General features: G+C 44.1%; 12 protein-coding genes. 3 read left to right on the top strand and 9 right to left on the bottom strand.

What is annotated here, in order from left to right; all coding sequences use genetic code 11:
• Positions 1-5: 5 nt before the first annotated feature.
• From AC1DXF_RS06615 to ggt, 5 genes are all read right to left on the bottom strand, one after another.
• Positions 6-626 carry a hypothetical protein gene (locus tag AC1DXF_RS06615; RefSeq protein WP_477447367.1) on the bottom strand — a complete coding sequence of 207 codons (621 nt, stop codon included), beginning with the start codon at positions 624-626 and terminating at the stop codon, positions 6-8.
• A gap of 50 nt (positions 627-676) precedes the next feature.
• Entirely contained in the window at positions 677-1,609 is a 933-nt protein-coding gene (locus tag AC1DXF_RS06610; protein ID WP_477447365.1) for an FKBP-type peptidyl-prolyl cis-trans isomerase, read from the bottom strand.
• Between the two features lie 59 nt (positions 1,610-1,668).
• Positions 1,669-2,166, bottom strand: a complete 498-nt coding sequence (locus AC1DXF_RS06605) for an FKBP-type peptidyl-prolyl cis-trans isomerase (RefSeq protein WP_477447363.1) — start codon at positions 2,164-2,166, stop codon at positions 1,669-1,671.
• 319 nt (positions 2,167-2,485) lie between these two features.
• Entirely contained in the window at positions 2,486-2,929 is a 444-nt protein-coding gene (locus AC1DXF_RS06600; protein ID WP_477447361.1) for a MarR family winged helix-turn-helix transcriptional regulator, read from the bottom strand.
• A gap of 275 nt (positions 2,930-3,204) precedes the next feature.
• On the bottom strand, positions 3,205-4,926 hold the full coding sequence (gene ggt / locus AC1DXF_RS06595) for a gamma-glutamyltransferase (protein WP_477447359.1): 1,722 nt from the start codon (positions 4,924-4,926) through the stop codon (positions 3,205-3,207).
• 244 nt (positions 4,927-5,170) lie between these two features.
• Here ggt and AC1DXF_RS06590 point away from each other — a divergent pair, with 244 nt between their 5' ends.
• Complete coding sequence (locus AC1DXF_RS06590) at positions 5,171-5,668, top strand: hypothetical protein (protein ID WP_477447357.1); 498 nt, start codon at positions 5,171-5,173, stop codon at positions 5,666-5,668.
• Positions 5,669-5,760: 92 nt separating this feature from the next.
• Here AC1DXF_RS06590 and AC1DXF_RS06585 read toward each other — a convergent pair whose 3' ends face one another.
• Together AC1DXF_RS06585 and AC1DXF_RS06580 are read right to left on the bottom strand one after the other, a co-directional pair.
• Positions 5,761-9,504 (bottom strand): S8 family serine peptidase, encoded by a 3,744-nt coding sequence (locus tag AC1DXF_RS06585; RefSeq protein ID WP_477447355.1) that lies wholly within the window; start codon positions 9,502-9,504, stop codon positions 5,761-5,763.
• Positions 9,505-9,672: 168 nt separating this feature from the next.
• Entirely contained in the window at positions 9,673-11,322 is a 1,650-nt protein-coding gene (locus AC1DXF_RS06580; RefSeq protein ID WP_477447353.1) for an NAD+ synthase, read from the bottom strand.
• A 57-nt stretch (positions 11,323-11,379) separates the two neighbouring features.
• On the opposite strand from AC1DXF_RS06580, the gene gldB reads away from it, so the two are divergent.
• A complete protein-coding gene (gene gldB / locus AC1DXF_RS06575) occupies positions 11,380-12,417 on the top strand; it encodes a gliding motility lipoprotein GldB (protein WP_477447351.1) in 1,038 nt (345 codons plus the stop codon).
• Positions 12,418-13,064: 647 nt separating this feature from the next.
• Here the strand turns inward: gldB and AC1DXF_RS06570 are convergent.
• Both AC1DXF_RS06570 and AC1DXF_RS06565 read right to left on the bottom strand, forming a co-directional pair.
• On the bottom strand, positions 13,065-13,259 hold the full coding sequence (locus AC1DXF_RS06570; RefSeq protein WP_090651678.1) for a hypothetical protein: 195 nt from the start codon (positions 13,257-13,259) through the stop codon (positions 13,065-13,067).
• A gap of 60 nt (positions 13,260-13,319) precedes the next feature.
• Positions 13,320-13,811: a hypothetical protein gene (locus AC1DXF_RS06565; RefSeq protein WP_477447349.1), complete on the bottom strand. Its 492-nt coding sequence runs from the start codon at positions 13,809-13,811 to the stop codon at positions 13,320-13,322.
• Between the two features lie 120 nt (positions 13,812-13,931).
• On the opposite strand from AC1DXF_RS06565, the gene AC1DXF_RS06560 reads away from it, so the two are divergent.
• Positions 13,932-14,068, top strand: a 137-nt coding sequence (locus tag AC1DXF_RS06560) for a transposase family protein (RefSeq protein WP_477447689.1), incomplete at its 3' end; no start/stop codon positions are given.

Raw genomic sequence — 14,068 nt, 5'->3', positions numbered from 1 at the left:
TTTTCTTAAAACGAATGAGGCAATACATTGAATACAACTCCATCATTTACCCATCCGATTAACAATTCATCTTGCGTGGTAGTTACATACATGTAATCCTTACCATCCGGAGTTTTGTATTCTGTAACAGCTAGTCCAAGATCAGGTGGATGAGCAGTGCCACCTTGAACTGTTCCTATGGAAAATCCCGGCGGAGCAACCGTAGTCAGAGAAAAATAATGTCCACTAGTTGAAGGATTATAGAAGGAATTCAAAGCATAAGGGGCATTTGAAACTATTCTTAGCCAACCAACCGTTTTTTCAAATACCCAATCATATTTACCCGCGCCTAATTCATTCGGGTTAGAAGTAAAATAATGCCTCTTCAGTATTGGGTTCCAATATCGTAAAAATGGCGTGGTGTTAGCTGTTGCCTGCGGTGGTAACGAAGCTAATGTGCTTAAAGTTTTTTTATTAGTTGTGGTTATTATTTTTGCTTTACCAATAAGTGTTTTATTATTGATTTTGTTTGATTTAACGTCGACTTTAAAGGCGAATAGCGCAATTAAAGCGATTGCTGAGATTAGATAAATATTTTTCATGGTATATTTTTTCAAATATAATGATATATATTTAACTTTTGCCATTAAAAACGCCATATTTGGTTATTATAGCAAATTTATACTATTTAATAATATTAATTTGTTATGGTAACTATCGTAAAATCAAAACGCAGGCTGGTGTTCCCCGCAATACTAGTATTTCCAGCTCTGCCGTAAGCATATCTTGATGGTAATAACAATGTAACTGCTGTGCCAGTGGTAAGACCTTGTAGCCCTTGCACTACGCCAGAAACTGGTTGACCACCTGTAGTGCCCGACATATCAAAACTTACAGCTGTCGTGCTTTCGTCAAACTGTGTACCCGTTAAAAATTTACCGGTATAGGTTGCCGTAAAAGCCGAATATTGATCAATAGGATCGGCGCCAGTACCGGGGATGGTTACCTTGTAATAATAACCGCCGGGTGCCTTGGCAAAACCGGTTAGGCTATTGGCGGCCATGTAGTTTTTGATGATCTGATCGTCATATAAATTTTGATCGGATATAACATTAACATAGTAGTCAAGACATTGGTTGCCCGCTATACGGGTATTGGTGTTACTTGAGCTACCTGATCCATACCCATTAACACCATACGCCAGGCGTGATGGTATCAATATACGCGCCCTTGTACCTTTATATTTGACAATATTGTGTATAGCTAATTGTAAACCTTTAGGATAGCCGCTTTGATTGATATGCCCGGCAAAACCATCAAAGTGGTTATTGGTGAGCGAATCTACTGAGTTGTACTTGCCATCAAACGATTTTAGGGTAAATACAAACTTCACAGTATCGGAGTAGGCTATGGGGTTAGTAGTTGCGCCCTGCGATAGTATCTGATAATAAATGCCGCTGGTATCGCCGTTGGAAGTATCGCGTACCATGCCGGTAAGCCCATTGGCTTTAATATAGTTTTGGATATTGGTATTATCGTATTGGGCAATATTAGGATCGTCGGAAGTTTTTCGGCAGGATAATAGGCCCGCGGTAATCAGGAACAGAAGCGCAAAAGTAATTTTTCTCATTTATATTTTTTGTTACCGGTAATGGCCGTTGTAGCGGCTTTTACCTTCATTAGTATCTTTTAATTAGTTATATTATATAGTTGTATATTAAAATCGAGCACCGAATTTGCCGGCAAATGTATTGAATCCTGAGCATATGGCCCGTAGGCATAGCGCGATGGTATCAATAAGCGTACTTTGCCCCCCTTTTTTATTTGCGGCACACCTAACTGCCATCCCTTTATCACGCTTCCTAATGTGTATGAAGGGTGAAAATTACTGGTTTGCGCAAATACATAGCCTGTAGTTAATATTTGCCCGGTAAACCCCACTGTTATAGTTGTTGAGCTCGTAAATAAATCATTACCCGAACCCTCTTCACCTGTTTTAATGATATAATATACCCCCGTAGTATCAATTCTTTTGGCACTGTCTCCGGGGTGTGCTGCTATGTAATCGCTTATGATCTTATCGTCGATACCCTTTTGAATATTATACTGCACCATCGGGTCGACAGTTTTTTTACATGCGCCCAAGCCAGCCATCAAAACCAATAACAAAACCACTAACCTGTTCATTTTTTCAAAAGGCAAATTTATTCTTTTATAATAGAAAAACGGCAGCTTAACATTTTTTAACACAATCAATAAAAAGCAGCTACAAATAAGGTGTATCACAACGCTTATTTCGGACTTAAAACGCTTAACTATTCATAAAATTATCGACATTGTAGCTGCTTTTAGTTCACTGGTTCATTAGTTCATTGGTCTTTTCTGGTGGGATTACCAGATGGGAAGGACTCAGCCAAAAAGGCATTTGCCTGTTTGGCCCGCTATGCCCGCGTTCCAATGAACCAATGAACCAATGAAACAATGAACCAATGAACCAATGAACCAATTAAGGCTTATAGTTAATGGTGAGTTTGTTGATTTTTTTGAGCATTTCGGTGAGGTATTCTTTGTCAGCTTCGCTGATGTGCTCGTTGAGATAATTGTTAAATTGCTTTACTACAGCGCGGGCCTGGTGGCGTTTTTCTTTACCAAGATCTGTCAGGTAAATTTTTACCGAGCGTTTATCGCCCTGGTTTGATTCCCGGTAAATAAGCCCGGTTTTTTCCAACTGGCTGAGCATTCTTGATAAGCTGGTTGATTTAAGGCCCAACAAGGCCGCCGCCTGCGATACGGTAGTACCTTCTTTTTCGTCGATATTGATTAACAGGTAACCGATTGATTGTGTAATGCCAAATTCGGTAACCAACTGGTTATACCTGTTGGCCACCGTTTGCCACACAATTTTCAAAAAATAATCAATAGTTTCCTGGTGTTTAACGCTTTTATGCATTTTTATAAGTTGTACGTAATATGTTGTACGTGATACGTTTTAAGTTATACGTTTCTTCACGCTGCCGGTTTATAAGTTTTTGCCCAACAAATATAGGCTGCAGATGTAAACAATGGTACGAAGGTACATCTTATTTTCTTCAACGTTTAGCGAACGTAAAACGTAGTATGTGATACGTTGTACGTAATAAGTTTTAAACTACTGGATTATAAGTTTCAGCCCCGGCAAAAATTAGCGAACGTCAAACGTACAACTTAAAACGTATCACGTACAACCTAATACCCCACGGTCGTATCATCTCCCCTTGGATCAGCGCCGCCTTCGTAGTAACCCGATTGGGTTTTCAGGATGGCATCTACGCGGCCGATTGCCCCTCGGTTGGTTATTTTGTAGCCTTTACTTTGCAGTTTTAAAACTGTGGCGCTATCAACCCCATCTTTTTCGATGGTAACCTCGTCTGGCAGCCATTGCGAGTGGAAGCGTTTGGAGCTTACTGCCTGCTGCATGTTTTGATCAAATTCTATCACATTCAATATTGTCTGAAAAACAGAGGTTATAATGGTAGATCCGCCCGGGGTGCCCACTACCATAAACAGTTTGCCGTCTTTTTCGATGATGGTTGGCGTCATGGATGATAGCATGCGTTTGCCCGGCTGAATGCTGTTGGCTTTACCGCCAACCAGGCCGTACATGTTGGGTACGCCGGGTTTCGAGCTAAAATCGTCCATCTCATTATTTAATAAAAAGCCGGCGCCGTTTACAAAAATCTTAGAGCCAAAACTATCATTTAGCGTAGTGGTGATAGATACCGCATTGCCATCCTTATCTACTATCGAGTAATGGGTAGTTTGGTCGCTCTCGTACCCAACAAAAGTGCCGGGTTGTATGCTGGCGCTTGGTGTGGCTGCATCCCAGCTAAATGTGCTCATGCGCGATGTGATATAAGCCGGTTTAAGCAGGCTATCAACGGGTACTTTATAAAAATCCGGGTCGCCAAGATATTTGGAGCGGTCGGCATACACCCGGCGTTCGGCCTCAACAATTAACCTGATAGTCGAGTCCTGGTTATAGCCCCATCTTTTTAACGGATATTTTTCTACAGATTGTAATAATTGCAATAAGGCAATTCCTCCGCTTGAAGGGGGCGGCATGGTAATTATTTTATAGCCTTTGTAATTGCCGGCAATGGCTTTGCGCCAAACCGAATGATAACTTTTAAGATCTTTTTTGGTCACCAGCCCGTTGCCGTTTTTCATTTCGGCAACAATCTGGTCGGCTACTACGCCCTTGTAAAAGCCCTTACGGCCTTTGTCGCGGATAAACTCGAACGTTTTGGCAAGGTCTTCCTGCACCAGCACGTCGCCTTCATTCCAGCCTCCTTGTTTTAAAAGATAGTTTTTGCCGGGGTTCAGTTTTATAAATTGCGCCTGAGTGTGGTTCAGGTCGCTGGCCAGGTGTTTGGTTATTTTAAAACCATTGCGGGCCATATCAACGGATGGTTGCACCAGATCGGCCCATTTCAATTTGCCGTATTTTTTGTGAGCGGTCACCATGCCATCTACCGACCCGGGAACTCCCGTGGCCTGGTGGGTATAGAGGCTCATTTCTGGAATTACATTCCCCGCAGAATCGAGATACATATTCGCACTGGCGGCACCAGGGCCTTTTTCCCTGAAATCAAGCGTTTTGGTTTTGCCCTTGCCCGACCTGAAAACCATAAAGCCGCCGCCGCCAATATTACCTGCCTGTGGATGCGTTACGGTTAACGCGAATTGTACAGCTACTGCGGCATCAACAGCGTTGCCGCCTTTCTTTAAAATATCAACCCCCACCTGCGAAGCATCGGGATAGGCGCAAACTACCATCCCGTTGCTGTATTGACCATTGTTGTTTGCACCGGGTTGTTCCTGCGCGTATCCGGCAGGTATAAAAAAAAGTGTCGTCAAAAAAAGAGTTAAGCGTTTGTTGTTTTTTATTTTAAAGGAATGTAACGTCATTATAACCAAAATTTATTTTCACTAAAATAGCCTATTTGAAGGTATAAATACATCGAAAGCTCAATATTTCGGATTGGAAATCAGTTGAATGAGCGTAATTCACGGGCGATTTTGACCTGAAATAGCATAAAAAACATATTTGAGCGTTTATTTACCTGAACATTTGGGACAAAAATTGGTTAAACCTGTGTTAAATTCCAATGTCATTGTATTACCTGTTTAATTCATTTACTAAAACTACTACATGAAAAAAATCATCTACATCCTGTCGTTATCGGTTTCGTTTTTATTGATAAACCAGCGTTCGCAGGCGCAGGATTACAAAGCTGCAGCCGGCTTAAAGTTTGGCGCTTATGAGATAGGCCCTTCGGGAAAATACTTTTTAAACCAGACAACCGCTATTGAAGGCATCCTGGGCATCCGCGATCATGGCATAGTTATTACCGGTTTGTACGAGATTCATACCCGTGCTTTTAATGTTGATAAACTGAACTTTTTTTATGGCTTTGGCGGTCACTTAGGCTCGACAGGCAGCGGCTATTACAAACGTTTTGGTAGCGATGACCAGTATTATAAAGACAGGCACCTTTTATTTGGTGCCGACGGCGTAGCAGGTTTGGAATGGGTAATACCCAACAGCCCCATTGCTGTAAGTCTTGATCTGAACCCTCGCCTCGAAATAGCCACCGGGCCGTTTTTTGATATCGCGCCAGGTGTAGGGGTGAAGTATACTTTTCAGTAAGCCCCCTCTAAATCTCCCCCGGTAGGGGAGACTTTGACGATGTTATTTTTTAAGCCCTCCCTTCCGGGGAGGGTTTGGGTGGGGCTGGAGGCTTAATGCGCCACAATCACCTTCTTGGCATACACCTTGCTTCCCAGCATCGCCCTTAATATATATACGCCGGGCTGCACTCCTGTTACATTTATTACCGTACTGAAATTGCCTTGCGGGATGCTTTGCTTTTCAGAAACGATGGTTTGCCCTACCGAATTTACAAGCGAAAGGTTAAGATCGGTAGCGGCACCGGCTTTAAACACCACATATAGGTTGGTGCTTGCCGGTATGGGGAAAACTGTTAAGCCAATATCTGTGGATTTATCAACGTTGGATGCCGTGCGCGCATAGGCAAACACATCCGATATCACCGCGCAGCCGCTGGCCAGTGTATCCACCACCTGGTAGTTTCCGCTCTGCAACGGATCAAAGGTATTGCCTGTGGCGCCCTGTATTGGTTTGCCGTTTAACAGCCATTGGTTACCCGTTGTAAAGCTGGAGTTTAAGGTGTTGTTACTTTGTACAATAACCGGTTTGGTTAAGGTAACCGCCTTACGCGCAGCCGAAGCGCAGCCCAGGCTTTGTACCTTCATATCATAAAAATAGTAGTAAAAGCCTTTGTAGTAATTGGTGTCGGCGGCGTTATCACCGGTGGCATCATTCCCCAGGATGCTGAAGATTTTGCCGATGCTAAAAGGATAGCTTGTTACGCCAGCATTATTACGGTATATGGTGGCTGTGTTGTCATAGGCGATAGATATTAAGTAATTACCCGCTGCCAGTAACTCCAGGTTAAGGTCGTATACTTTGCCCTGGTCGGCGGGGTCATCAGCCTGTGCGCCGGGCAGTGGGGTGGTGCGGGTTGCCTGGGCATTAATAGTTGTAGTGGCCACTATTTGCCCGCTGCTGTTGCTTACGTTAAATGTTATTTTGCCCGAATTGCCAATATATAAACGCGCGGTTTGAATAACCACCGGGACTTTAGTGTTCACAATTACCGATGGGGTAAACTGGTTATATCCGCCACCCGTAAAAACATTTTTTGTTGCCGGGCCAACGGCTGCCTTAAAATCATTTACACCCGCGTAAAAAGTATTATTAACGGGTGTTGCCGTAGTATTTGCAGGGCTACCGGCCGCAATAGGCACAGCGTCATTAATGTTTTGATACCAAAGCATGGTGCCATCGCCCTGTCCCAATAGCTGGTATTGTTTGGTATCGTTGCAATAATAGGCACTTAAATCGCCTATTGCCGATGGGGTGTTGATAACAATAGTTGTGGTAACCGTATCGTTGGTTTTTACCGGATCGCCCGTTAAATTGCTGATGGCCGTGATGGTATAAGTGGCACCGGCGAGGGCATTAAAGCTTTGGGCGAAGGTAAAGTTATCCTGATCGCCGGGGGCAAGGGTACCCGTGTAAGTGCCGGTAAATGTAGTTACGGTATTATCGGCAGCGGTTATTTTTACGGTTAGCGGAATATTGCTGATAGCCGCACTGCCAAAGTTTTTAACAGCTATAGTAACCGGCGTACTTGCCGAACACGCGCCGCTTGAACCGGGATTAACTATAGACAATACACCGGCATCAATACTGGTTTGTAAAAACTGTACACGGTAGTCCTGTGTTTCGCCTTTGGCATAGCTGCCGCAGGCTGTAATGCTTGCGGTACTAGTGGTTTCGCTAAGTACTACACGCATCAGGCTATAGGTTCCGGCCGCAACGGTTGCCGGTATTTTGATGGTTGTGTTGTAGGTGCCGGTGCCATTTATAATGCCGGTGGTTGCTACCAGTTCAGTATCTTCAAAAACGCCGTTTTCATTATAGTCAATAAAAACTTTGGCGGCTTTATTGAAGTTGCTGCCACAGGTGCCCAGTGTAAGGCTAAGCGGGTATGATTTATCCTGCTCCAGCTGAACGGTCAAGTTGGTATAATCAGAATAGCTTTTGCAACCCGCTGCCGGGCTGTTATCAATGTTGGCCAGCTTAACATTGTCAATGCGCGAATCGGCATTGCTTGAGGGGGCCGAAGAGCAATATGCAGTGCCACCTATCCCGGTAACTATAAGCGAGTAAGCCTGCGGGCCAGGCGCTAAAGTGCCTTTATGCGATACCGTGATGGTGTAAGCCTTGCCGGGCACGGTATTGGCAATATAAACCTGCTCCACGTTATCCCTGATGTTGTTGCCGGTAGTTGCGGCAGCTGATGGATGGCCGGGGTCTAAAACCCAGGCATTGTAAGTTGTGGTGCCATCGCTTACTTTAATATCCAGGTCGTTAACCAGCTTTGGCGTGCGGCTGTTGATGGTACCATCGGGCGAGGGTGTTCCTTGTGGGTCTGTCCAGGCTATGGTGGCAATCAAAGCATCAGCACCGGATGCCAGCACATTAAAAGTTTGGGTTTGCCCCTGGGCAAGCGAGTTTTCCTTTACCATGCTTTTAATGCCATTATTGGTTATGGCTTGCGCCGCCCTTGGCATATTAAGCAATCCCCAGCCATAAATATAATCGGGGCCAACATTGCCGCCATCAAAAGCGGTGTGGCAAACCAGCCCTTTCAGCGTGGCCGATTTCATGAAATTACCGCTGTTTTTTTGAGCGTAATACTCCTGCAATAAATATAATGAGCCGGTGATATTGGGTGCCGCCATCGAGGTGCCCGATAAGGTAAGGTACGATGAACTGTTATCTATCCCTATCGAAGTTACATTTACCCCATCACCCACAATATCCGGTTTTACTCGGCCGTCATCCGTAGGCCCCCAGGCGCTGAAATAGGCAACGCTCAAATCGCTGCTGTTGGTAGGGCCCGATGGCAGCGGGTTTACCGCGCCAACCGTCAGCGTATTTTTAGCGTTACCGGTAGTGCTGATGATATCGTAGCCGCTATTGTCGCTTATGGTGGAGGGGCGGGCGCCTTTGTTAACTATGGTTTGATCGGTGCGGCTGCGGTAGCCGTAGTATGTTGCTCCTATGGCCGGTCCGTTGGTAGCCCGGCTGTTACCGGCCGATTCCACAATAAGGTAATAGGGGGCCGTGTAGGCTATTTTATCCCATGATTGGGCGCGGGTATCGTAAAATCCAAAAGTATAATCAACGGTGTCGCCCGGCAGGCCATACCATTCCCAGCGGCTTGCATCGCTGTTATAATCCCAGCCCGCAACGTCGCCATAGGAGTGGTTTGATAGCAATAGGCCCGCTGCTGCGCCGCTCATTTCCGAAACATCGTTATCAAAATCCCATGACAACAGGCTGCTGGCATTAAACGCCATACCTTTGGCCGGGGCGTAAACGCCCTTGGCAATCATGGTGCCGGCCACATGGCTGGTATGGTCAAGCACCGAAGCGCCATCTTTTATGGTGATGGCTTTACCGGCAAATTCCTGGTGTGCGGCATACACCGAACCACCATCCCAAATGGCCAGCTTACCAACAAGGTTGCTGCCCGATCCCGAAAGGTTTAGCCCTAATGAGCCGCCTGGCTGCACGGCGTTGGTACCCGTTGTAGCCGCTGCCGTTGTATTGTTGTGTGTAGTAAGGTATACCGGAAAACCAAGGCTGTTTATGCCTTGTAAAAATACGTGGTTACCGTTGCGCGACCGGCGTGTAACCGGCCAGCCTTTTTGCGCTGCCAATGAAAGGGCCTGTTGCTTATTTACATTGAAAGCGTTCCTTAATTGCGAAGAAAAACTGCTCAATTCGGCTTTTTTTGCATCACTAACCAGGGGTTGCTGGGCAAATGTTTGAACTGCAATACACAGCAAAAAAAAAGAAGTACATAACGCCGCGTATCGCTTATTCATAGGCATGAAATATAGCATTTTTAGTATCAAGTATTTAGTATCAAGTATCAAGATTTTTTATCCGGTATCAAGTATCAAGATTTTGACTTTTGAGCAAAGGGCTTGCAGGCAAACCTACAGCGGTCTTGATACTAGCTACTTGATACTAACGAATTACTTGATACTGTCTCAAGAAAGATATTTCCCCACTATCGGTATCCTGCGGCCCATGCCAAACGCTTTGGGGGATACCCTTAAAATTGGCGGGGTTTGGTAGCGCTTATGCTCGGCAGAGTTGGTGAGCTTGATCACCCGGCGAACGGTTGCTTCATCGTATCCCATTTTAATGATCTCGGCAGATGAGCGGCGGTACTCAATATATTCTTCCAGGATCTTATCCAGTACATCATACTCGGGCAATGAATCGGTGTCCTTTTGGTCGGGCCTTAACTCGGCTGATGGTGGTTTTACAATGGAATTTATCGGGATGATCTCTTTATCTTTATTAATATGGCGGGCCAGTTCAAACACCTGGGTTTTGTATACATCGCCAATAACAGATATGCCGCCGCACATATCGCCATATAGGGTGCCATAGCCAACGGCGGCTTCGCTTTTATTGCTGGTATTAAGTAATATATAGCCAAACTTGTTACACATGGCCATTAACAACACCGCCCTGGTACGCGACTGGATATTTTCTTCGGCAATATTAAACGGCAGGTTTTTAAACTGCGGATGCAGCGAAGTTTCAATGGCTTCGGTAATATGTTTTATGGCGATAGTCTCGCTTTTGCACCCGAGGTTAGCCACCAGGTCTTCGGCATCTTTGAGCGAGTGATCGGTTGAAAAACGGGATGGCAACAAAACGGCCATTACATTTTGAGGGCCCAGGGCTTCGGCAGCCAGCGCGCAAACCACGGCAGAATCGATACCGCCGGATAGGCCTAAAATTGCCTGTTTAAAGCCCGATTTATAAAAGTAATCGCGGATGCCTAATATGATGCCCTGGTGAATTTGTTCAATATCACCGGGCCTGTCGGTTTTCATGGTTGATGGGTGCTCAAAGCTGATGCTGTTATCATCGTTTAAAGTATAATACGCCGTACTTTCTTCAAAATAAGGCATTTCATCTATCAATGTGCCGGCATTGTCAAATACTAATGATCCGCCATCGAAAATGAGTTCGGTTTGTGCGCCTATATTATTGATATACAACAGGGGCAGGTTATAACGGCTGGCGTTATCGCTTAAAATAGCAATCCGCGCCTCATCATGATTATAAGCAAACGGCGAGGCCGCTATATTGATCATTACATCGGGCTGCTGATGGATCAGGATATCCATAGGGCGGGTGATGTATAAAGGGTTTTCTATCGTGTTCCACAAGTCTTCACAAATGGTGAGCGCTATTTTTTTGCCTTTAAATTCAATACAGTTAAACTCGGTTGATGGTTCAAAGTAGCGGTACTCGTCAAATACATCATAGTTGGGCAGCAGCGCTTTGTTCACAATAGCTTTAACCTTACCATCCTCAATAAAATAGGCCGAATTATTTAAATCCTTGCCTTCGGGTTTATTGTTAACTGTTGGCAGGCCAATAATACAGGCGATGTCAATACACACTTCGGCTATTTTTTTTGCCGATTCCTCGCACAGGCCAATAAACTCGTCAAATTCCAAAAAGTCGCGCGCCGGATAGCCGCACACGCATAACTCGGCAAAAACCACCAGGTCGGCGCCGTTTTGTTTGGCTTTTAATATGTGGTCAATTATTTTGGCCGTGTTTGATTCGAAGTTACCTATATGATAGTTAAGCTGGGCTAATGCAATTTTCATGGATGGTATAGTAACGTATTAATGCAAATAAAAATTATTTTTGCTCAAAGGATAAATATGATAACTACCCGGTATAAAGCAAAACAAATTTACTTAATTTTTTTTATCGGTATGATATTGTCGGCCTGCCGCGGCAACAAAAAGGTTGATGTAAGTAATATTGACCTTGAGGTGAAGATTGAACGCTTCGACCAGGATTTCGACGCCATGCGCACCCACCCCATGGCGCAGCAGGCTATTCACCTGCATAATAAGTACAAGGTATTTTACCAGGATTTTATTGAGCGTATTTTACCGGTAGGCAGTATAGGAGATACCGCCTATTTTAAAACCCTGCGCAACGTGTTTGCCAACAAAGCCTATAACGACCTGAGGCACGATGTAGAAGCCACATACCCCAAACTAGATAAACAGGAGGCCGAACTTACCGATGCCTTCAAGCATATTAAATATTACTATCCGCAGAAAAGAATACCTAAGGTTTACAGCTACTTTTCGGGTTTCCAGGCGCAAACATCTATAGGCGACGGGTATTTTGCAATCGGGCTCGATTTGTTCCTCGGCGCCAATTCCCGGTTTTACCCTTCCATTACCAGCGCTTTTCCGCATTATTTGTCAAGGCATTTTACGCCCGAGAATATTACACCGCGTGTGGTTGAAGGCATTGCCCGCGAGGATATGTTTCCCGAAAACGACGACGATAAATCGCTTTTAACAAAAATGATTTACAATGGTAAGATCATGTATTTTATGGATAAGATTTTGCCCGATGCCGGCGACACCCTGAAAATAAATTATACCCGCGACCAGCTAAAATGGTGTGCCGATTTTGAGCCGAAGATATGGGCCTACTTTTTGGAAGAAAACCTGCTGTACGAAACCGACTATCCCAAAATTCAGAAATACCTTACCGAAGCCCCCTTTACCCCCGGCCTTGGCGAGCGCAATGAATCGGCCCCAAAACTTGCCGTATGGACGGGCTGGCAAATTGTACGCGCCTATATGGATAAACATCCCGAAGTTACCCTGCAACAGTTGATGGCCAATAAGGATGCGCAAAAAATATTGAACGAATCGAAGTACCGGCCAAAGTAAGACGAGCCCCCCGGCCCCCTGAAAGGGGAGTTTTTGATTTGCAGATAAAGAAAGTGTTATGCGATAAAGAGAGCGCCTGTCAGTCTGAGCCTGTCGAAGACTCGCGCGGAGAGGCCATTGCCCGCAATGCTTCGATAGGATACATGACGAATCCAATTCCCCTGTCATCCTGAGGTACGAAGGATCTATCAGTTGTGCATAACCGTTAGAAAAGTTCGCAAATAGATGCTTCGTTCCTACCCAGGACATATCCAATTTTCCTGTCATTCTGAGGCACGAAGAATCTATTCTACGCCTTGCATGACCGATAGAAAAGTTCGCGAATAGATGCTTCGTTCCTCAGCATGACAGTCTTTATTTTTGATGTCATTTCACCTTCAGAATTTCGCGAAATTTTACAACTCAGGATGACAGTCTTTTATTTAAAAAATGTCATTTCACCTTCATAATTTCGCGAAATTTTACCACTCAGCATGACAGGTTTTTATTTTTTGAATGTCATTTCCGCTTTGGTATTTCGACAATCTTATAACTGAATATAACAGCTTTTTAAAAATTAAAAACATACAAAACCAAAAAAGCCCCGACCAAAATGGACAGGGCTTCTTTGTATATATCTTCCAACTCCCTCTTCAGGGGCCGGGGCTTTACTTCATAATTGCGAAAACAGCTTTTAAAGCTATCAGGGTACCAATTAACAATGCTGCGTTGGCTATCCATGAGAAATAAGCTGAGTTTTCATCACCTGCAAAACGGATAAATACACCAAAAATGCCTATGATGATTGCGACAACTAATAGTTTGTAATGTTTCTCTGCGTTAGCGTTTTCCATTGACTCCATGATACCGATATTTTTTGTACCGCAAAAATAGAAATGTTTACCGAAAATGCTACTAAAATTTTATGATTTTATAGTGCCGAAAAATGCCGGGTGTTTTCGCTTATAATACCTGAACAATAGCCAAAACCCGATAGCGGCTAAAACAAATACCCATAGGTTGGAGATCGCTAAAATTACCTCGGTAAACATAAACCATCCGTTTGACAGCGAATTGAACATGCGTTTGCCAAGGGGAAGCTGATACGCGGCCGGATCATCATTGGCAATGGTTTCCTGGATGATGGTATTGCTTTCATAAAAGTTAAGGGTAATTACGCTGAACTTAACAGCAGCATCTATTTTAAGGTTGTCAATTTGCCCATCTACCATATCGTCTTTTAACAGCAACACATTCAACGGATTTTTGATGGTTACCTTTCCTTTCTTTTGCTGATCTACCAGTTCTTTACGGCTGTTGAGTTTTAGCTTTGCCGATAGATAATCAAGCGATTTATCTTCGATATCCATTTTGCTGAAGGTAACATGCGTACCCATATGGGCCACCTGGTACATAAACTCTTCAGGGCAAACGCATTAAAATGATTCACTAATTGGCGATTAAATAAACACCTGATAGTCAGATATTTATGTTGTTTTTGTGATTGTATTTATGTATATTTATCTGACAATCAGATGGATACAAAAAATAAGACAAGTACTATTTTCGCTTATTTTAGCGAAATGCAAGACTTCCGCATTGACAGAAAAAAGCAACATCTACTAACAGATATCATTACAATTACTATAGCCGCTGCATTATGTGGTATTGA

Source organism: Mucilaginibacter sp. P2_A5 (genome assembly GCF_056404995.1).
The sequence above is the reverse complement of the archived record's forward strand: the minus strand, read 5'-3'. Positions and strand labels throughout refer to the sequence as shown.